Source organism: Pseudomonas sp. SK3(2021), assembly GCF_016772375.1.
Classification (GTDB): domain Bacteria; phylum Pseudomonadota; class Gammaproteobacteria; order Pseudomonadales; family Pseudomonadaceae; genus Aquipseudomonas; species Aquipseudomonas chlororaphis_I.
Genome location: NZ_CP061943.1, coordinates 5,320,635 through 5,341,035, shown reverse-complemented (window position 1 = coordinate 5,341,035; position 20,401 = coordinate 5,320,635). Strand labels below are relative to the sequence as shown.

Sequence of the window (20,401 nt, the reverse complement as noted above, 5' to 3'; positions counted from 1 at the left end):
GGTCCTTGAGTCAGGCGAACTGGCGCAGGTCTTCGTGCACCACGGGCCGAGGGCCCGCCTGGCGTTCGATGAAGTCCGCGCTCAGCTCCACCACCCGGCGGTACTGCAGGTCGACGGTGATCATGTGGTAGCAGTTGTCGAGCAGCACCTTGACCACCGGGCCGCCGAGCTTGCGCTCGACATAGTCGGCGTTCCAGCGGCTGGTGATGTCGTCCTCGATGGAGTGCAGCACCAGGGCCGGAGTGGTGATCGACGGCATGCGTTTTTTCACCACCGCGTTCATCCGGTGCAGCTCGCGCACGGTCACCCCTTCCATGGTCAGCAGGCCGGCGCTGCTGCTTTCGCCGGCCTTCATCTGCCGCTCGACCACCGCCCGCAGGCGCTTGTTCTTGATGCCGTAGGGCGGCTTCTCCTCAAAGCTGCAGATGTGCACGCCGAACGGAATCCTCATCAGCAGCGGGGTGAGGAATGCCAGTTTGTTGATGCTCCAGCCGTCGTACTTGAGGGTGGTCGAATACAGCAGCAGGCCGCTGACCTGCCCCGGGTGTTCCGAGGCCAGGTACATGGACATGACCGCGCCCATGGACAGGCCGCCGACGAACACCTGGCGGTGCTGGCGGCGGATGCCGACGAAGGTCCGGCGCACGCCCTCGTACCAGTCCTGCCAGCCGGTGGCCTGCAGGTCGGCGTTGTTGCCGCAATGCCCGGCCAGGGTCGGCACGTACACCGTGCAACCGGCCTCGGCCAGGCCGGCGGCCACCCGACGCAGTTCCGTCGGGGTGCCGGTGAGGCCGTGGATCAACAACACCGCGACCTCGCCATTGCCGAGGACGAAGCCGGCATCGCCTTGGCCCAGGTCGATGCCTGCGCCCGGATCGATCTGCGCTGTCATCGTTTCATGGCCCGGTCCAGCAGACGGTCGAGCAGGGCGATGCCGAGGTCGATCTCCGCGTAGCTGATTTCCAGCGAGGGGGCCAGGGTGATGACGTTCTTGTAGTAGCCGCCGACATCGAGAATCAACCCCAGGCGCTGGCCATTGATCTCGATGTCGCCCTTCATGCCTTCCTCGACCATGTAGTCCAGGGTCGCCTTGTCCGGGGTGAAACCGTCGCGGGTGCAGATCTCGCAGCGCAGCGCCAGGCCCAGGCCGTCGACGTCGCCGATGATCGGGTAGCGCTTTTGCAGGTCCTTGAGGCCTTCCAGGAAGTACTTGCCCTTGTCCATGACCATCGCGCCGTAGTCGATCTCGCTGGTCATCTTGAACATCTCCAGGCCCACCGCGGTGCCCAGCGGGTTGGAGGCGAAGGTGGAGTGAGTCGAACCCGGCGGGAACACCTTGGGGTTGATCAGCTCTTCGCGGGCCCAGATGCCGCCCAGGGGGTTGAGGCCGTTGGTCAGGGCCTTGCCGAAGACGATCACGTCCGGCTTGACGTCGAAGTGCTCGATCGACCACAGCTTGCCGGTGCGGTAGAAGCCCATCTGGATCTCGTCGACCACCATCAGGATGCCGTGCTGGTCGAGCACATGCTTGAGCTCGCTGTAGAAGTTCATCGGTGGGATCACGTAGCCACCGGTGCCCTGGATCGGCTCGACGTAGAAGGCGGCGTATTCGCTCTGGCCGACTTTCGGGTCCCACACGCCGTTGTATTCAGTCTCGAACAACCGGGCGAACTGCTGTACGCAGTGGCTGCCGTACTCTTCCTTGGTCATGCCCCTGGGGCCGCGGAAGTGGTAGGGGAAAGGAATGAAGTGGGCGCGCTCGCCAAAGTGGCCGTAGCGGCGACGGTAGCGGTAGCTGGAGGTGATCGACGAAGCGCCGAGGGTACGGCCGTGGTAGCCGCCCTCGAAGGCAAACATCAGGCTCTTGCCATTTGTGGCGTTGCGCACGACTTTCAGCGAGTCCTCGATGGACTGCGAGCCGCCGACATTGAAGTGCACGCGGCCGTCGAGGCCGAACTTCTTCTTGGCATCCACCGCGATCCTTTCCGAGAGCTCGATCTTGCCCTTGTGCAGGTACTGGCTGGCGATCTGCGGCAGGCTGTCGATCTGTTGCTTGAGGGCATTGTTCAGGCGCGGGTTGGCATAACCGAAGTTCACCGCCGAGTACCACATCTGCAGGTCGAGGTAGGCCTGGTCGCTGGTGTCCCAGACGTAGGAGCCCTCGCAGCGGCTGAAGATCCGTGGCGGTTCGATGTAGTGGACGGTGTCGCCGTAGGAGCAGTACTTGGCTTCTTTTTCCAGAAGCACCTGGTCTTCTGCGGTCGCGATACGAATGTCAGACATGGTGGAAGAGTTCCTGAGTGGGGACGCAATGTTCGGTGGTGTTGTCGAGGGCGAAGGCGCCGGCGTTGGCCGCCTCGTTGGGCAGCAGGGCCAGCAGTGCCGGCAGTTCGGCGAAGGAGTCGAATGTCGCGTGGGGGATGGCGTTGCCTTGGCAGTACTCGGCCAGGCGGCCCTTGGCGAACACGAAGTCGGCGCTGGCGGCCACGCACAGGTCGGACTGGCCGTCGCCGATCACCAGCACCCGCTTGCCCTTGGGCGTGGATTTGCATTTGCAGTTGCCGGATGCGGCGCGGCAGGCGTCGCTGGCGTGCGGGAAGTCGATGCGCCAGCTGCGCTGGTCGACCTGGCGCAGGCGGTTGGCGAGGATCGGCAGCAGGCTCACGTAGTGGCGCGCGAGGATCCGCGCGATGCCTTGCTCGATGCCGTCGCTGACCACTTCCAGGGAAGCGCCCAGGCCGATCACGTGATCGACGAAGTCGGGGAAGTCGGGATCGATCTCGACGCTGTCGAAGCAGGCCAGCAGTTCGGCGGGCGAGGCCTTGACCAGCGCCAGCTGGCGGCTGAGGCATTCCCGGGAGCCGATATGGCCGTCCAGCCATTGTTGCTCGATGTCTTCCCAGCTCGGGTCGGCGAAGCGTTGGAGGACGTTGTCGATCACGTCGGTGCGGGTGATGGTCCCGTCGAAGTCACACACGATATGCCAGTGCATCATCTGCAGTTACCTGTTGGAGAGGAGCGCACTTTGCGCATGCCAGGCACTGGAGCAGGGACTGTGCCAACTGCCTTCGGCCCAGGCGGGCCGGGCTCTGCGCAGGAAAAAGGCGTTTGCTGGGGTAGCTGGAGCTACAAATTTTGTAGCTCGCTACAAACAACATCAGTGCTTGCAGGGAGGGGGCGGGGTGGTGATTGATGCGCGCATCTTCACGCCAGGAAACCCGCGCCATGTTCAGCTTCACACGCTCCGCCCTGCTTGCCGTCCTGCTGTCGCTAGGGGCTGCCTGCGGGGCTTTCGCCGAGGAGGGGGGCCAGGATGGATTGGGCGGTTCGCTGGGCCTGGGCATCGGCTACCAACCCCATGACCCCAGCGGCAGCCGGCATGACACCGTGCCCTTGCCCTATGTCGATCTGGAGTGGGGCGACGTCAGCCTCGACACCGACGACGGCCTGACCTGGGATGCCTTCAAGGGCAATGGTTTCAGCGCCGGGCCCTATATCAACTATTTGCCGGGACGCAACGCCAACGGCTCGCTGCGCGGCCTGCGGGACGTGCCGAACATGGCCGATGTCGGCGGCTACATCCAGTACGCGCCGGACGAATTCTGGCGCCTGTTCGCCGCCCTCGGCAGCGCGGTGGCCGCGGGCGAGGGCCAGGGCGGCCTGTTGGGCAAGGTCGGCGGCGAAATCGGTTATCCCCTGGGCCTGGGGATCATCGGCAGCAACAACCTCACCGCGCATTTCGCCGATGCCCGGCAGACCCAGACCTTCTTTGGCATCAGCGACGCCGAGGCCCAGGCCACGGGCATCGGCCGCTACAGCGCCGGCGGCGGTTTGCAGAACCTGACCCTGACCCAGAACCTGCAGGTGCCCCTGGGCGGCAACTGGTCGTGGATGACCAGCGCCAGCTGGATTCACCTGACGGGCTCGGCGGCCGACAGCAGCCTGGTGCGCGAGCGCGGCGAAGTGAATCAGGGCCAGGTCCAGACCGCCCTCAGCTACCAGTTCTGAGGCCGGCCCTGTTGAATCCGTCGCCCCTGTAGCCGCTGCCGCAGGCTGCGATCGACTGCGCAGCAGGCGTTGCTCTCGAGGGCCTCTGAAGGCCCTTCGGGCCTTATCGCAGCCTGCGGCAGCGGCTACAGAAAGCGAGGCTGGTCCGGTCTTTGCAGCCCCCGCCATGAACCCACTTTTCAGGAAGTTCTTCATGGCTCGTCCCGCTTATCGCCTGCTCGCCCATTCACTGTGGGACCTGGTTCCGATCCTGATGGCCCTGGCGCATTTTTCCTTCGTGCTGTGGCTGGTGCTGGCCTTTCACAGCCTGTCCTGGTGGGTGATCCTGCCATCGGCGCTGCTGTATGCGGTCAGCCTGTCGTGGAGCATCAACAGCATCTCCCACAACCAGATCCACAACGCCTATTTCAGCCTGCCCTGGCTGAACCGCACCTTCGACCTGCTGCTGTCGGTGACCATCGGTTTTTCCCAGACCCTGTACCGCGATATCCATAACCGCCACCACCGTGGCAACTCGGATCGGCCCGGGCCGGACGGCACCACGGTCGACCCGCTGTCGATCTACCTGCATGGCCGCAACGGCCAGCCGGACAATGTCTGGGCCTACACCTTCCTGAGTTTTTTCCGCGACGACCCCAAGGCCATCTACCAGGAAATGCAGCGCAAGCGCCCGGCGGACGCGCGTTGGGTCAAGGTGGAAATAGTCATGACGCTGCTGGGCTATGTGGCGCTGGCGCTATACGACTGGCATGCGCTGCTGGTGCTGCTGCCGTTCTGGTACCTGGGGCAGTCGCTGTCCTCGCTCAACGGCTACTACGAGCACCTGGGCGGTAACCCGGACTTGCCGATCGCCTGGGGCGTGAGTTCCTACAGCCGGCTCTACAACCTGATCTGGATGAACAACGGCTACCACGCCGAACACCACTACCGGCCGAAGATGCACTGGACTCGGGTCAAGGCCTTCCACCGCGCGATTCGCGAGCAGCAGCGGGCGGCGGGGGTGAAGGTGATCCCCGTGGCCCATGGCCTGGGCTTTCTGCTGAAACACCCGAAGCGCTGACACCCGAGTACCTGTAGCCGCTGCCGAGCCTGCGAGGCTGCGATCGACCGCGAAGCGGGCGCAGGATCTTGAGATCGCTGAAGGCCTTCGGCCTTATCGCAGCCTTCGGCAGCGGCTACAAAAGCCCTTCAGGCTTCCTCGCCCTCGGCCAGCAGGGCGATCCCGCCGACTATCACCAGCACGCCTACCCAGTGCAGCAGGCTGATCTGCTCGCCCAGGCCCAGCCAGGAGCCGAGCAACACCACCACGAACACCAGCGAGCTCAGGGGGAAGGCCAGGGACAGGCTGCTGCGCCGCAGGATCAGCATCCACACGAAGAACGCGCCGATGTAGCAGGCGATCGCTAGCAGCACCCCCGGGTTGACGGCCACCGCGGCCAGCCATTGCAGGTTGAAATCCATCTGGCCCAGTTGGTCGCCACCGACCTTGGTGGCGATCTGGCCGGCGCTTTCGAAGCCGATCAGCAGGGCCCAGAGCACCAGGGTGCCGAGGCGCCCGTGGAGCCAGCCGTGAGTCTGTGCAGTCATACAGTGTTCCTTGTGAAGCGTTGAATGGGGCTCAGGTGCTGGCGACGCACACCAGCATCACACCGAGGGTGATGACCAGGGTGCCCAGCCAGCGCCGGCGGCTGACGTTCTCGCCGAGGATCAGCTTGCCGGCCAGGACCACGCCGCAATAGGCCAGGGCCGCCGCCGGAAACAGCAGGCTCAGCGGCGCGCGGGACAGGGCTTCGAGCCAGACGAAAAACTCGACCGCATAGGCGCCGATGCCGCACCACAAGAGCGGTGCGTTGAACACCTGGCCCCAGAAGGCGTTCAGGCGAAAACCGCCTTCCAGCTCCGGCAGGCGGTCCAGGCCGAGCTTGAAACAGAGCTGGCCGATCACGTCGAGGACGATGGAAAAGGCCACCAGCAAGACAACGGTCAGGGTCACGGGAACAGCTCCTCGAACAGCGCCATCAGGGCTTCGTTGGTGGTCGCATTGCGCAGCAGGTCGGCCGCGCTCCAGCGTTCGGCCGGCGGCTGGTCGGAGCGCGCTTCCCAGCGCTTGAAGGCGTTGCTGAAGGCCGGCGCGGCGAACTCGCCACAGACGTCGATACCGAGGATGCGCTTGCGCGCCGCCAGGCTGCGCAGGGCTTGCAGCAGGTGGCTCAGGCGCATGCCGCCCTGGTCCCAGTTGGTGGCGGCGTCGGCGCTGGCCAGCACGTCCTTGTCGATGGTGATCCAGATCGCCTGGGTCGGCAGGCTGTCGATCATCTGCTCGAGAAAGGCTGGCCAGTCGAGCCCGGCCAGGTTGCGCCAGTGCAGGTGGTTTTCCTGCTGCTGGTGCCCGGCGCCGTCGCCGACCCGGCCCCAGACCTTGGAGGGCGCGTGCTGCCAGGGGAACAGCTGCAACCTGCCATGTCGCAGGGCCTTGAGGTTGCCGCCGCGCAGCTGCGGGTTGTGCAGGTCGTCGCTGCACGGCCCGAGGGTGACGATGCGCTGGATGTGCGGCAGCTGCAGGGCCCGGTTGATCCAGGAACCGCAGTGCCGGCGCGGCGCGAAGCGCACCCAGTCGGGGTGGTTGTCGAAGTGGATCAGGCTGACCGGCTGTTGCAGGTCGGCGAGGAAGGCCGGGGTCAGGTGGTGGTAGTCGCCGGAGCCGACAAAGAAGATTTCCGGCTGCGGGCCGCTGTGGGCGGGCCTTTGCCGCAGGCGCTCGGTGAAGTGGCGGTAGGTGCGTTCGGTGGACCAGAGCCGCAGTTTCGGGCCCAGGTCCAGCAGGTCCAGGCGTCGCGCCTGGCCGCTGCGCAGCCGGCGCTGGACAGGCTCCTGGGCGGTCAGGCTGTGGTCGAGATCGAGAATGTTCAAAGCAGGATTTACCCATGGCAGCGCCCCTCGAAAAAGCCGGCGTCACAGGTCGCAAACGCAGGCAAAGCGGGCTTTACCGGGTAAATGCAAGGGACGGGCCAGGGTGCTGAACGGCACCTGTAGCCGCTGCCGAGCCCGCGAGGTTGCGATCGACCCCGCAGGGGGCGCAGAGGTCTTGAGATCGCTGAAGTCCTTCGGCCTTATCGTCCGCACGCGGCCCGAGCCTGCGGCAGCGGCTACAGGGATCGACGATCGTTCAGAGGCTGTAGCCGCTGCCGAGCCCGCGAGGCTGCGATCGACCCCGCAGGGGGCGCAGAGGTCTTGAGATCGCTGAAGGCCTTCGGCCTTATCGTCCGCACGCGGCCCGAGCCTGCGGCAGCGGCTACAGGGGCGAGGGGAGTCAGGCGTGCACGCGGACCCAGACGCTGACCAGCACGGTGGCGGCCATCAGCCAGGCCACCGCGGCCACCGCCAGGGAGGCTTCCAGGCGCAGGCGGTCGACCATCACGTAGAGGGTCGCCAGGTACACGAAGTAGGGAATGATCGACCACATGCCGAACACGATGGTGGTCTTCAGGTCGTCGATGGAACGGCCCTTGCCGACGATGTAGTGGGCGATCAGGGCGAAGGTCGGGAACAGCGGCACCAGGCCGGCGATGTAGTAGTTCCTGGTCTTGGCCAGGGCGGCGAGGATCACCACCACGGCGGCGCCCAGGCAGGCTTTGAGCAATAAATCCACGGTACTTCTCGCAGACGTCGGTTAGTGGCCCAGGCCGTATTTCTTGACCTTGTCGAACAGCGTGGTCTTGGCCATGCCCAGTTCCTGGCTGGCCTGGGTCAGGTTGCCGCCGCTGCGCTGCAGGGCGTCGTTGAGCAGGTTGCGCTCGAAGGCCTCGACCGCCTCGGCGAAGCCCAGGCCCTGGGCGGCGTTGCCGCTGGACTTCTTGAACGCCGGCAGGCCCAGGGCAAAACGTTCGGCGACGTTGCGCAATTCGCGCACGTTGCCCGGCCAGTCGTGGCTCATCAGGTTCGACAGGGTCTGGTTGTCCAGCTCCGGCACGGCGCGGTCGAAACGCAGGGACGACTGCTGCAGGAAGTGCTCGAACAATTGCAGGATGTCCTCGCGCCGTTCGCGCAGCGGCGGCAGCTCCAGGGTCACCACGTTCAGGCGGTAATACAGGTCGCTGCGGAACTGGTTGGCGCGCCCCAGTTCGTCGAGGTCGGACTTGGTCGCCGCGATCACCCGGCAATCCACCGCCACGCTCTGGTTCGAGCCCAGGCGCTCCAGGGTGCGCTCCTGCAGCACCCGCAGCAGTTTGATCTGCAGGTTCATCGGCATGCTTTCCACTTCATCGAGGAACAGCGTGCCTTCGTGGGCGTGCTCGATCTTGCCGATGCGCCGCTTGCCGGCGCCGGTGAAGGCGTTGGCCTCGTGGCCGAAGATCTCGCTTTCGAACAGGTTTTCCGGCAGGCCGCCGCAGTTGAGGGCGACGAACTGGTGGGTGTGGCGGCGGCTGAAATCATGCAGGCAACGGGCAACCAGTTCCTTGCCGGTGCCGGTCTCGCCTTCGATCAGCACGTTGGCCGAAGTGTCGGCGACGTTGGCGATCAGCTCGCGCAGGTGTTGCATGGCCGGCGAACGGCCGATGATCCGTCCTTCGAGGGAGTCGCGCTCGGCCAGCTGGCGACGCAGCGACGACACTTCCCGGGCCAGCCCGCGCTGCTCCAGGGCGCGCCGGGCGACCTCCACCAGGCGCTCGGGGGAGAAGGGCTTTTCCATGAAGTCATAGGCGCCTTTCTGCATGGCGCCCACGGCCATGGAGATATCGCCGTGGCCGGTGATCAGCACCACCGGCAGGCTGCGGTCGCGGGCCTTGAGGCGGGTCAACAGCTCCAGGCCGTCGATGCCCGGCAGGCGGATATCGCTGATGACGATCCCGGCGAAGTCGTCGCCGACCCGCTCCAGGGCTTCTTCGGCGCTGCCCACGCCGACGCAGGGAATGTCTTCCAGGGCCAGGGCCTGCTGGCAGCCGAGCAGGACATGGGGGTCGTCTTCGACGATCAGGACGGTAAGGTCGTTGTTCATAGCGGCTCGGCTTGTGTAGGGCTGACCAGGGGCAGGCTGAGGACGAAGGCGGTGCCGCCGTCGGCCGGGTGCTCGACGCCCAGGTTGCCACCCGTGGCGGCGGCCAGGCTGGCGGACAGGGTCAGGCCGAGGCCCAGGCCCTGTTCGCCGGGTTTGGTGGTGAAGAAGGGTTCGAACAGATGCTTGCGCGCCTCGGCGTCGATGCCGTGGCCGTTGTCGCGGACCCGCAGGCGGTATTTGCCCTCGACGCTTTCGCCTTCCAGCCACAGCTCCGGCCGCGGCTGGGCTTGCATGGCGTCCAGGGCGTTGCCGATCAGGTTGACCAGGATCTGCTCCAGGCGGGTCTGGTCGATCTGCAGCTGGACCTCGCTGAAGTCGCGGTGCAGTTGCAGCGGCAGGTTTTCCAGGCGGGCGTTGAGCAGTTGCAGGGCGGCGTCCACGGCCTTGCCGAGGCTGGCCTCGCCCTGGTCTTCGCCGCGGCGGGCGAAGGAACGCAGGCTGGCGGTGATGCGGCCCATGCGGTCGATCAGTTCGTTGATGGTCTTGAGGTTGGTGCTGGCGGTGTCCAGGGCGCCGCGCTCGAGGAAACGCACGGTGTTGCCGGAGAGGGTGCGCAGGGCGGCCAGCGGCTGGTTCAGTTCATGGGCGATGCTGGTGGACATCTGGCCGATGGCGGCGAGCTTGCCGGCCTGGACCAGTTCGTCCTGGGCGCGGCGCAGGGTTTCCTCGGCCTGGCGGCGCTCGCGGATCTGGCCCTTGAGCCGCTCGTTGCTGGCGCGCAGGTCGCTGGTGCGTTCGGCGATCCGCCGCTCCAGCTGGTTGTTGGCTTCCTGCAGGGCTTCGCGGGCGGCGAGGCGGGTGGCGATGACCTTGCGCCGTTCGTTCCAGGCAATCAGCAGGAAGGCCACCAAGGCGAAGGCCACAGCCACCAGGATGCCCTGGTTGATGGCTTCGCGGCGCAGGTCCTTGAGCGGGGTCAGCAGGGTGAAGTTCCAGGGCGTATCGCTCAGGGGCCGGGTCTGGGACAGGTAGCTGATTTCCTTGTCGTCGGACACCAGTTCGGTGTTGGCCGGGAAGGTCAGTTTCTCCACGCCTTCGGCCAGGCGCTCGCGGGCCAGCGGCTCCAGTTCGTTGAGGGTGAACCAGTAATATTGCAGGCTGCGCGCCAGGCGCTCCTTGGTGTCGTCGCTCAGCGGGCGTACCGAGCGCAGGCGCCGGGCCGGGTCGCTGGAGAGGATGATGATGCCGTTCTCGTCGCTGACGAAACCTTCCAGGCGGGCGCGTTGCCAGCGTTCTTCGAGGGCTTCCAGGCGCACCTTGACCACCGCCACGCCGATGATCTTGCCCTGTTCTTCCAGGCCGTGGGCCAGGTAGTAGCCGGGTTCGCCGTTGGTGCTGCCGATGCCGTAGAAGCGCCCGGGCTGGCCGCGCACGGCGTTCTGGAAATAGGCCCGGAACGACAGGTCTTCACCCAGGTAGCTGTCGACGTCGCGCCAGTTGCTGGTGGCCAGCACGCGACCGGTGGTGTCCATCACGTAAATGGCCCGACTGCGGCTGCGCCGGTTCAGGCCTTCGAGGTAATGGTTGACGGCCTGCCGGTGTTCCGGCGTCGGCTCGTTGAGCAGCAGCGAAACGCTGGACTCGAGTTCCAGCAGGCTGGGCAGGTAGGTGTATTTGCTGATCTCGCTTTCGACCGCGCGGGCGTGCAATTCCAGCTGGCGTTCGCCGTTCTCGCCGAGGCTGCGGATACCGTAGTGCTCGCTGACCCAGAAGCCGACGTAGCCCAGGCCGATCATCAGCAGGATGACCAGTGGCGGCAGGAACAGGTGGCGGATCAGACGGGGTTTCACGGCGAGTGATGGCGGCGCGGCGCGATAGAGGGTGGGGTCGCATTTCATCACAGTGGTCCCGGGTGTACCAGTTGTCCGTCCATGGTGACGTCCCCGTGGTATTGCGAGCTGTAGCCGCTGCCGAAGGCTGCGATCGCCCACAAGGTGGGCGCCCGATCTTGAGATCGCTGAAGGCCTTCGGCCTTATCGCAGCCTGCGGCAGCGGCTACAGGGATTGCATGGTTTTTAGTGCTGCAGGATTTTCTCGAGGAAATGCTGCGCACGCTCGGAGCGGGCGTTGATGTCGCCGAAGAATTCCTCTTTCGGGCAGTCTTCGATGATTTTGCCGGCGTCCATGAAGATCACCCGGTCCGCGACCTTGCGGGCGAAGCCCATTTCGTGGGTCACGCACATCATGGTCATGCCTTCGTGAGCCAGTTGCACCATCACGTCCAGCACTTCGTTGACCATTTCCGGGTCGAGCGCGGAAGTCGGCTCGTCGAACAGCATGACGATCGGGTCCATCGCCAGCGCGCGGGCGATCGCCACACGTTGCTGCTGGCCGCCGGACAACTGGCCCGGGTGCTTGTGGGCGTGGGCGGCCAGGCCGACCCGGTCGAGCAACTGCAGGCCTTTCTTGGTGGCATCGATCTTGCTGCGGCCCAGCACCTTGATCTGTGCGATGGTCAGGTTTTCGGTGATGGTCAGGTGCGGGAACAGCTCGAAGTGCTGGAACACCATGCCCACGCGGGAACGCAGCTTCGGCAGGTTGGTCTTCGGGTCGGCGATGGAGGTGCCGTCGACCACGATGTCACCTTTCTGGAACGGCTCCAGGGCGTTGACGCATTTGATCAGGGTGGATTTGCCGGAGCCGGACGGTCCGCACACCACGATCACTTCGCCTTTCTTGACCTCGGTGCTGCAATCGGTCAGCACCTGGAAGTCCCCATACCACTTGTTGATGTTCTTGATAGAGATCATACGGCAAACCTTTTTTGCAGACGCTTGACCAGCAGCGAGGCGGCAAAGCTGATTGTGAAATACACCAGACCGGCAACGATCAGGAACTCATTGGAGCGGCCGATGATGTCGCCGCTGGAGCGCGAAGCATTGAGGAAGTCCACCAGGCCCACGGTGTACACCAGCGAGGTGTCCTGGAACAGGATGATGCTCTGCTGCAGCAGCAGCGGGGTCATCTTGCGGAACGCCTGGGGCAGGATGATCAGGCGCATCATCTGGCCATAGGTCATGCCCAGGGCCTGGGCGGCGCCCATCTGGCCCTTGGGAATCGACTGTACGCCGGCGCGGACGATTTCGCAGAAGTACGCCGCCTCGAACATCATGAAGGCCACGATGCACGAGCCGAACGCACCGATTGGGGTGTCTTCGCCGGTGATCCAGCGCAGCACGAAGGGCACCGCCAGGTAGAACCAGGTGATCACCAGCAGCAGCGGGATGGAGCGGAAGTAGTTGACGTAGACGCCGGCGATGTTCGACAGCAGCTTGCTGTGGGACAGGCGCATCAACGCCAGGATGGTGCCGAGGATGATCCCGCCGACGACGCCCAGGGCCATCAGCTTGAGGGTCATCAGCATGCCGTTCCACAGGCCGGGAATGGCCGGGATGACGCCAGTGAAATCGAATTCCATTATTTGCCCCCCACGGAGATCAGGCCGGGCACTGCGACTTTCTTCTCGACCATGCGCATCAGCAGCATCAGGCTCATGTTCAGGGTGAAGTAGATCAGCGTGGCCAGGGTGAAGGCTTCAAACAGGTTGGCCGAGAACTCGGCGGTCTGCTTGGTCTGCGCCAGCAACTCCATCAGGCCGATCAGCGAGGCCACGGAGGAGTTCTTGAAGACGTTGAGGAATTCCGAGGTCAGCGGCGGAATGATGATCCGATAAGCCTGGGGCAGCAGCACGTTCCAGTAGATCTGCGGCAGCGAAAAACCCATGGCGCGGGCCGCGGATTCCTGGCCGCGTGGCAGCGCCTGGATGCCGGTGCGCACCTGTTCGCAGACACGGGCGGCGGTGAACAGGCCCAGGCACACGACGACGCTCAGGTAGGCCGAGGTGGTCGGGTTGAGATCCTGCTTGTACCAGTCCTGCAGGTTTTGCGGCAGCAGGTCCGGTACCAGGAAGTACCAGATGAACAGCTGAACCAGCAGCGGTACGTTACGGAAGATCTCCACGTAGACGGTGGCGATGCCCGACACCAGGCGATTCGGCACGGTCCGCATGACGCCCAGGATCGAGCCCAGCAGCAGCGCGACGATCCAGGCCACCACGGCGATGGCGATGGTCCAGCCCAGGCCCGCGATGAACCAGTCGAGATAGGTCTCGCTGCCCACGCCGGTGGACTTGAAGAACACGCCCCAGTCCCAGTTGTAATTCATTAGGGTCTCCCCTCTGATCGATCGATGTACAAGCACCCGCTTGGGGAAATCCGTTCCCGCCTGGATGACGCCCAGGCACACGCGATCGGCTCGACAACCACCGGTTCGAGTGTTTCCAAAAAAGCCAGCAGGTAGTGACAGGCTCCTGAAAGGGCCGCGCCCTTTCAGGAGACAAGGTTAGTCAGGAATCAGGACTTTTTGTCGTCAGCCGCTTTGTCGGTCGGGTTGGCGATCAGGGCCTTGAGTTCGTCGCTCATCGGGAACATCAGGTTCAGGCCTTTGGGTGGAATCGGCGACTGGAACCATTTGTCGTAGATCTTGTTGATCTCGCCCGACTTGAAGGTGGCGATGATGGCGTCGTCCACGGCTTTCTTGAACGGTGCGTCGCCCTTGCGGACCATGCAGCCGTAGATTTCGTAGGATTGCGCGGTGCCGGTCACGGCCCACTCGGTCGGTTTGCGGGCCTTGGCCATTTCACCGGCCAGCAGCGCGTCGTCCATCATGAAGGCCACGGCGCGACCGCCTTCGAGCATGTTGAAGGACTCGCCGTGGTCCTTGGCCGAGATCACGTTCATCCCCATCTGCTTGTCGGCGTTCATCGCCTTGAGGATGCGCTCGGACGTGGTACCGGCGGTGGTCACGACGTTCTTGCCTTTGAGGTCCGGGAAGTCCTTGTAAGGCGAATCCTTCTTGGACAGCAGGCGGGTGCCGATCTCGAAGATGCCGACGGAGAAGTCGACCTGCTGCTGGCGCTCGACGTTGTTGGTGGTGGAACCGCACTCGACGTCCACGGTGCCGTTCTGCACCAGCGGGATACGGGTCTGCGAGGTAACCAGGTTGTATTTGACCTTGAGATCCGGCATGTCGAGGTCTTTTTTCAGGGCTTCGACGATTTTCAGCTGGATGTCGTGGGAGTAGCCGACTGGAACGCCGGATGCATCCGCGATGTAGGAGAACGGAATGGAAGCGTCGCGATGTCCGAGGGTGATGGTGCCGGAGTCTTTGATTTTCTTCAGCGTGCCGGTGAGTTCGGCGGCGACCACTGGAGTGCTAATCAGAGCAGCAGCAATGGCTGCGCCCAACAGATGGGGAACGATGCGCATCAATATTTCCTCGACATTTGTTTTTTTTATGAAGCCAGTTCGACGGCTCTCTTATACAGCGAATGCCTTGACGGCTCCTGATGTGTGTTGGCGCATCAGGCATTCGTCGGAGAGTGTAGAGCATGAGTCGTGCCAGGCCAGCTGACCCGTATCAAGGCCTTGATTTGAAAGGCTATTAAATATTTATGGCGAATATTGTCGGCGGTCTTCATCCGGTTATCCGAATCGACCCGAAAGTCGCGTTCGGAAAACCGAATGCCCAGCAGGGCCGGGCTCGCTCCCGCAAAAAACGCGGCCAAAAAAATCTATGGTCACCCCCGTTTTTGCAATACTGATTAATGGGTGAAGTGGTTGGCTTGCTTAAATCTATCCGGCGTCTGTTTGGGGGCATGCCCCGCGCCACGATGAGAGTCGCGCCTGACGATCCTGAAAAATGCCGCGGCTTCTGAAGCCGATTTTTGTGCCAGGTTCTTCGTCAGGCCGGTGGGCCGTTCACGTCATCCGTTGTTCAGCTATCGCAAAACCTGAAGGGTGCTTCGTGGTGCTGCAACAACCGCAGGGTCAGGCGCTCAGCGCGCCTGGCCCTGCTTCATACTGCGTATGGTGGGCCGCTAGCGCCCACGCGATCCGCGCCAGCTTGTTAGCCAAAGCACAGGCCACCACGTTCGAGTGGCGTCGCGTCAGCATTGAGCGTACCCAGTCGGCCAAACGGCCGCGCTGGTAGTCCAGCCTTTGCAGGTAGACCCGCGCACACTGCACCAGTAATTGCCGCAGGTGCTTGTCACCGCGCTTGCTGATGCCGAGCAAATTCGCCTTGCCACCGGTGCTGTACTGTCTGGGCACCAGACCCACAGATGCTGCGAAGTCGCGACTGCACTTGTACTGCTGGCCGTCGCCCATTTCCACCGCCAGCAGGCTGGCGGTGATCGGCCCGACACACGGCAGGCTCAGCAGGCGACTGCCCAGATCATCGGCGGCCAGCTGGCCTGCCAGCTCTTTATCCAGTTCCTTGACCTGCTCATCCAGGTAAGCGAAGTGATCGTGCAGGCGTTGCAACTGCCCGGTGAGCCGAACCGGCAACTCATGCTCGGCCAAGATACTCGCCAAACGTTTCATGATCGCCAGACCTTTGGGCAGGCTGATACCAAACTCCAGCAGGAAACCGTGCATCTGATTGGCGGCTTTGGTGCGGTCGTGCACCAGCGATTCGCGCAGGCGGTGCAGAACGGAAAGGGTCTGCTGCGCCTCGGTTTTAGGCGTAACAAAGCGCATCGATGGGCGCGAGGCCGCTTCGCAAATGGCCTCGGCGTCGACGAAGTCGTTTTTGTTGCCCTTGACGAAGGGCCGGACGAACTGCGGAGAAATCAGTTTGGCCTGATGCCCCATGGCGATCAGCTGACGAGCGACAAAATGCGCGCCGGCACATGCCTCCATCACCACGGTGCAAGCCGGCAGATTGCCGAAGAACTGCATCATCTGTGGACGCGAGAGCTTCTTGTGAAACACCTCTCGGCCCGCAGTGTCCTGGCCGTGCAGGTGGAAACTGTGCTTGCCGAGATCGATTCCGATCAGCGCTGACTCGCTCATGAGGATGGCCTCCGAAAACAAAACACCCTGCGAAAGCGTAGCCCTCGCAGGGTGTGGGGGTGACCATCTCATTAAGCCCCCGGGCCGTACGGCGCGGGGGCTTCTTTATTAGGAGGGGCGATCAGGCGGCTTCGATCTTCGCCCGGTTCTGCTCGACCTTCTGCAGGTAGTGCTGCAGTTTTTCCTGCTCTGCCGGGGTCGTGAACAGGCCCAGCTTGCTGCGGCGCCAGAGGATGTCCTGGGCATTGACCGCCCATTCTTCGCGGCACAGGTAATCGACTTCACGGGTGTACAGGCCGCCACCCAGGTGCTCGCCCAGGTCGTTCAGGCTGTGCACGCCTTCCAGCAGGCGCCAGGTACGGCTGCCGTAGCTGGTGGCCCAGCGGCGGGCGATTTCGCTGGGCACCCAATCGAACTTCTGGCGAATCGCCTCGGCCAACGCCTGCGGCGTGCTCATGTCTTCGCCGCCGGGCAGGGTAGAGTGGGCGGTCCAGCTCGGCTTGATGTTCTTGAAGAACGGCGCCAGCTGGGCCATGGCCGATTCGGCCAGCTTGCGGTAGGTGGTCAGCTTGCCGCCGAACACCGACAGCAGTGGCGCTTCGTCGGCATTGCCGGACAGCGCCAGGGTGTAGTCGCGGGTCACGGCCGACGGGTTGTCGGACTCGTCGTTGCACAGCGGGCGCACGCCGGAGTAGGTGTGCACGATGTCCTGGCGGCTCAGCTGTTTCTTGAAGTGGGCATTGACCACTTTCAGGATGTAGTCGGTTTCGCCTTCGGTAATCGCCACTTTCGCCGGATCGCCGGTGTACTCGCGGTCGGTGGTGCCGATCAGGGTGAAGTGGTTCAGGTACGGAATGGTGAAGACGATGCGCTGGTCTTCGTTCTGCAGGATGTGCGCATGTTCGCCTTCGTACAGCTTCGGCACGATCAGGTGGCTGCCCTGGATCAGGCGGATACCGTAAGGCGAATCCAGCTTCAGGTCGTCCTTGATGAACTTGGCGACCCATGGGCCGGCGGCATTCACCAGGGCCTTGGCTTGAATCGAGAACAGGCTGCCGTCGGCGCGTTCCAGGTGCAGGTGCCACATACCCTTGCCGCGGCGGGCGCTGATGCAGCGGGTCTGGGTGTGCACGTGGGCGCCTTTTTCGCGGGCGGCCATGGCGTTCAATACCACCAGGCGGGCATCGTCGACCCAGCAGTCGGAGTATTCGAAGCCTTTGGTGATCTCGGCTTTCAACGGGCTGTCGGGACCGAACTTCAGGCTCTTGGAACCGGCGAGTTTTTCCCGCTTGCCCAGGTGGTCATAAAGGAACAGGCCGGCACGGATCATCCAGGCCGGACGCAGGTGCGGGCGGTGCGGCAGGACGAAACGCATCGGCTTGACGATATGCGGGGCCTTGGCCAGCAGCACTTCGCGTTCGGCCAGGGCTTCGCGCACCAGGCGGAATTCGTAATGTTCGAGGTAGCGCAGGCCCCCGTGGATCAGCTTGCTGCTGGCCGAGGAGGTATGGCTGGCCAGGTCGTCTTTTTCGCAAAGGAACACGGACAGGCCGCGCCCGGCGGCATCGGCGGCGATGCCGACGCCATTGATCCCACCGCCGATCACGGCAATGTCGTAAATCTCGGCGAGAGGGGGCGCGGGCAAGGTGGAAGTGGGCATCGGCTGGCCTCGTGTTCTTTTGGTATTTGAAATCGAACATTAATGTTCATTTACGAAAATACTAGCGCAGAAACACGTCGACAGCCAGTGGGCTTCGATTGAAAAAACTCATCGAAAGGCGAGTAAAGGAAAATTTACGAACATTGTCGGACGCAAGGCGTCCGCGGCCTGCGGGCGGGAGAGCTGTAGCCGTTGCCGCAGACTGCGATCGCGCCCGAAGGGGGCGCAGGATCTCCAGTCCGCTGAAGGCCTTCGGCCTTATCGCAGCCTGCGGCAGCGGCTACACAGGGAGAGGGGTCAGACGACTTCCAGGCGAATCTTGTGCTGCTGCAACAACTGGGTCAGCGCCGGAACCGGCTGCTGGTCGGTGACCAGGCAATCGATCAGGCTGATGGGGCCGAGGCGGATCATGGCATTGCGCCCGAACTTGCTCGAGTCGGCGGCCAGGATCACCTGGCGGGCATTGGCGATGATCGCCTGGGACACCCGCACTTCCTGGTAGTCGAAGTCCAGCAGGCTGCCGTCTTCGTCGATCCCGCTGATGCCGACCAGGGCGAAATCGACCTTGAACTGGTTGATGAAGTCGACGCTGGCCTGGCCGACCACGCCGCCATCGCGACGCACATTGCCACCGGTCAGCAGCACGTCGAAATCGTCCTTGGCACTGAGCATGGAAGCCACGTGCAGGTTGTTGGTGATGATCTTCAGGTGGCTGTGATTGAGCAGCGCCCGAGCGATGGATTCGGTGGTGGTACCGATATTGATGAACAGCGAGGCGTGATCGGGAATCTGCGCGGCGATGGCTTCGCCGATGCGTTGTTTTTCATCGCGCATCTGGTCGGCGCGCATGGCGTAGGCGGTGTTTTCGACGCTGGAGTCGTAGGCTGCGCCGCCATGGTAGCGGCGCAACAGGTTCACTTCCGCCAACTGGTTGATATCACGACGGATGGTTTGTGGTGTAACGACGAACAGCTGGGCCATTTCCTCGATGCTGACATAACCGCGTTCGCGGACCAGCTCGAGGATTTGCTGCTGACGGGGAGGCAGATTCATGGGGCTTCCTTTGGGCTGCCGTGCAAAATTTGCCCATGATGCCGCAGGAATGTGCTCCCGACCAGTTACCCGATCGGGTGAAAACTACTGCGCTCGGAAATCCTGCGTTAAAAACAGACTCGGACTGCTCATTTACAAACACGTAAACTCCGCGTCCTCGTCTGTTTTTGCCTTGGCTTTCCTTCGCTCGCTACGTTTTCACCCGATCGGCCACTCGATACGAATCCGCGACTTGGCTTATTCAGCGCCTTCGTGCGGTTCCCAGTCACGGGTGCGGCTGACCGCTTTTTTCCAGCCGGCATAGAGCTTTTCTTTCTCGGTTTCGGCCAGCTGTGGTTCGAACTCGCGCTCGATCACCGCCTTGCCGCGCAGCTCTTCCAGGCTGCCCCAGAAACCGCAGGCCAGGCCGGCCAGGTAGGCCGCGCCCAGGGCCGTGGTTTCGCGCATTTGCGGGCGCTCGACCTGGGTGCCGAGGATGTCGGCCTGGAACTGCATGAGGAAGTTGTTGGCCACCGCGCCGCCGTCCACGCGCAGGGCCTTGAGGCGTTCGCCCGAGTCCTGTTGCATGGCGTCGAGGACGTCGCGGGTCTGGTAGGCGATCGACTCCAGCGCGGCACGGATGATGTGGTCCACACGCACGCCACGGGTCAGGCCGAACAGTGCGCCACGGGCGTAGGGGTCCCAGTACGGAGCGCCCAGGCCGGTGAAGGCCGGGACCAGGTATACGCCGTTGCTGTCCTTGACCTTGCTGGCGAAGTATTCGGTGTCGTGGGCGTCGTTGATGATCTTCAGCTCGTCGCGCAGCCACTGCACGGTGGAGCCGCCATTGAACACCGCGCCTTCCAGGGCGTAAGCCACTTCGCCGCGGGGGCCGCAGGCGATGGTGGTGAGCATGCCGTGCTTGGACTTGACCGCCTTGTCGCCGGTGTTCATCAGCAGGAAGCAGCCGGTGCCATAGGTGTTCTTCGCCTGGCCCGGCTCGACGCACATCTGGCCGAACAGCGCGGCCTGCTGGTCGCCGGCGATCCCGCCGATGGCGATGCCGCTTTTGGTGCGGCCGTAGATTTCCGAGGACGACTTCACTTGCGGCAGCATTTCCCGCGGGATATCCAGCACTTCCAGCATCTTCGCATCCCACTCCAGGGTATGGATGTTGAAGAGCATGGTGCGCGAGGCGTTGGTGTAGTCGGTGACGTGGGTCTTGCCGCCGGTGAATTTCCAGATCAGCCAGCTGTCGACGGTGCCGAACAGCAGTTCGCCGTTGCGCGCGCGTTCGCGGCTGCCTTCGACGTTGTCGAGGATCCACTTCAGCTTGGTGCCGGAGAAATACGGGTCGGTGACCAGGCCGGTGGTATCGCGGATGTACTCTTCCAGGCCGTCGCGCTTGAGCTGCTGGCAGATCTCGGTGCTGCGACGGCACTGCCAGACGATGGCGTTGTAGATCGGCCGGCCAGTGGTCTTGTCCCAGACCACGGTGGTTTCGCGCTGGTTGGTGATGCCGATGGCGGCGACCTGGTCATGGTGCAGGCCGGCTTGCGCCAGGGCTTCGACCATCACTGCACTCTGGGTGGCGAAGATTTCCATCGGGTCGTGTTCGACCCAGCCGGCTTGCGGGTAATGCTGGACGAACTCGCGCTGGGCGGTGCACACGACGTTGGCGTCGCGATCGAAAATGATCGCGCGGGAGCTGGTCGTACCCTGATCGAGGGCAATGATGTAGTTCTTATTCTGAATGTCGGTCATGTCGATTGCCTTGGACAAAAATAAGGA

The 20,401-nt window shown here is 63.6% G+C and carries 19 protein-coding genes; 2 read left to right on the top strand and 17 right to left on the bottom strand.

The genetic code is table 11. The annotated features are described in order from the left end of the window. Positions 1–10: 10 nt before the first annotated feature. Genes IF690_RS23505 through IF690_RS23495 form a run of 3 tightly spaced genes read right to left on the bottom strand, consistent with a single transcriptional unit; the run spans position 11 to position 2,995 of the window. A complete protein-coding gene (locus IF690_RS23505) occupies positions 11–892 on the bottom strand; it encodes an alpha/beta hydrolase (RefSeq protein WP_202697575.1) in 882 nt (293 codons plus the stop codon). After that, the gene (locus IF690_RS23500) at positions 889–2,283 is read right to left on the bottom strand and encodes an aspartate aminotransferase family protein (RefSeq protein WP_202697574.1); all 1,395 of its coding nucleotides are present in this window, start codon (positions 2,281–2,283) and stop codon (positions 889–891) included. The genes IF690_RS23505 and IF690_RS23500 overlap by 4 nt, the downstream gene beginning before the upstream one ends. After that, complete coding sequence (locus IF690_RS23495; protein WP_202697573.1) at positions 2,276–2,995, bottom strand: MtnX-like HAD-IB family phosphatase; 720 nt, start codon at positions 2,993–2,995, stop codon at positions 2,276–2,278. The genes IF690_RS23500 and IF690_RS23495 overlap by 8 nt, the downstream gene beginning before the upstream one ends. Positions 2,996–3,225: 230 nt before the next feature. On the opposite strand from IF690_RS23495, the gene IF690_RS23490 reads away from it, so the two are divergent. Together IF690_RS23490 and IF690_RS23485 are read left to right on the top strand one after the other, a co-directional pair. Continuing rightward, positions 3,226–4,008 carry a MipA/OmpV family protein gene (locus IF690_RS23490; protein WP_202697572.1) on the top strand — a complete coding sequence of 261 codons (783 nt, stop codon included), beginning with the start codon at positions 3,226–3,228 and terminating at the stop codon, positions 4,006–4,008. A gap of 193 nt (positions 4,009–4,201) precedes the next feature. Beyond that, entirely contained in the window at positions 4,202–5,068 is an 867-nt protein-coding gene (locus IF690_RS23485; protein WP_202697571.1) for a fatty acid desaturase family protein, read from the top strand. A 128-nt stretch (positions 5,069–5,196) separates the two neighbouring features. Here the strand turns inward: IF690_RS23485 and IF690_RS23480 are convergent, their stop codons facing one another. From IF690_RS23480 to glpK, 14 genes are all read right to left on the bottom strand, one after another. Beyond that, positions 5,197–5,595: a DMT family transporter gene (locus IF690_RS23480; protein WP_007927148.1), complete on the bottom strand. Its 399-nt coding sequence runs from the start codon at positions 5,593–5,595 to the stop codon at positions 5,197–5,199. Positions 5,596–5,626: 31 nt separating this feature from the next. Beyond that, a complete protein-coding gene (locus IF690_RS23475) occupies positions 5,627–6,001 on the bottom strand; it encodes a DMT family transporter (RefSeq protein ID WP_096375306.1) in 375 nt (124 codons plus the stop codon). Then, positions 5,998–6,918, bottom strand: coding sequence for an arginase family protein (locus IF690_RS23470; protein WP_202697570.1), 921 nt, complete (start codon positions 6,916–6,918; stop codon positions 5,998–6,000). Before IF690_RS23470 ends, IF690_RS23475 begins: the two co-directional genes overlap by 4 nt. Before the next feature lie 400 nt (positions 6,919–7,318). Then, positions 7,319–7,648: a GlpM family protein gene (locus tag IF690_RS23465; protein ID WP_162096444.1), complete on the bottom strand. Its 330-nt coding sequence runs from the start codon at positions 7,646–7,648 to the stop codon at positions 7,319–7,321. A gap of 30 nt (positions 7,649–7,678) precedes the next feature. Next, positions 7,679–9,004 carry a two-component response regulator AauR gene (gene aauR / locus IF690_RS23460; RefSeq protein WP_202697569.1) on the bottom strand — a complete coding sequence of 442 codons (1,326 nt, stop codon included), beginning with the start codon at positions 9,002–9,004 and terminating at the stop codon, positions 7,679–7,681. Further along, positions 9,001–10,902: a two-component sensor histidine kinase AauS gene (gene aauS / locus IF690_RS23455; protein WP_202697568.1), complete on the bottom strand. Its 1,902-nt coding sequence runs from the start codon at positions 10,900–10,902 to the stop codon at positions 9,001–9,003. Before aauS ends, aauR begins: the two co-directional genes overlap by 4 nt. A gap of 177 nt (positions 10,903–11,079) precedes the next feature. Continuing rightward, positions 11,080–11,814, bottom strand: a complete 735-nt coding sequence (locus tag IF690_RS23450) for an amino acid ABC transporter ATP-binding protein (protein WP_202697567.1) — start codon at positions 11,812–11,814, stop codon at positions 11,080–11,082. Beyond that, entirely contained in the window at positions 11,811–12,482 is a 672-nt protein-coding gene (locus IF690_RS23445) for an amino acid ABC transporter permease (protein WP_202697566.1), read from the bottom strand. Before IF690_RS23445 ends, IF690_RS23450 begins: the two co-directional genes overlap by 4 nt. Next, positions 12,482–13,228: an amino acid ABC transporter permease gene (locus IF690_RS23440; RefSeq protein WP_009050566.1), complete on the bottom strand. Its 747-nt coding sequence runs from the start codon at positions 13,226–13,228 to the stop codon at positions 12,482–12,484. Before IF690_RS23440 ends, IF690_RS23445 begins: the two co-directional genes overlap by 1 nt. 188 nt (positions 13,229–13,416) lie before the next feature. Further along, positions 13,417–14,331, bottom strand: a complete 915-nt coding sequence (locus IF690_RS23435) for a glutamate/aspartate ABC transporter substrate-binding protein (RefSeq protein WP_202697565.1) — start codon at positions 14,329–14,331, stop codon at positions 13,417–13,419. Between the two features lie 561 nt (positions 14,332–14,892). Beyond that, positions 14,893–15,918, bottom strand: a complete 1,026-nt coding sequence (locus IF690_RS23430; protein ID WP_202696683.1) for an IS110 family RNA-guided transposase — start codon at positions 15,916–15,918, stop codon at positions 14,893–14,895. A 121-nt stretch (positions 15,919–16,039) separates the two neighbouring features. After that, on the bottom strand, positions 16,040–17,578 hold the full coding sequence (gene glpD / locus IF690_RS23425) for a glycerol-3-phosphate dehydrogenase (RefSeq protein ID WP_202697564.1): 1,539 nt from the start codon (positions 17,576–17,578) through the stop codon (positions 16,040–16,042). Positions 17,579–17,875: 297 nt separating this feature from the next. After that, a complete protein-coding gene (locus tag IF690_RS23420; protein ID WP_007922413.1) occupies positions 17,876–18,631 on the bottom strand; it encodes a DeoR/GlpR family transcriptional regulator in 756 nt (251 codons plus the stop codon). A gap of 237 nt (positions 18,632–18,868) precedes the next feature. Continuing rightward, positions 18,869–20,374 carry a glycerol kinase GlpK gene (gene glpK, locus IF690_RS23415; protein ID WP_009045375.1) on the bottom strand — a complete coding sequence of 502 codons (1,506 nt, stop codon included), beginning with the start codon at positions 20,372–20,374 and terminating at the stop codon, positions 18,869–18,871. Between the last annotated feature and the right edge of the window lie 27 nt (positions 20,375–20,401).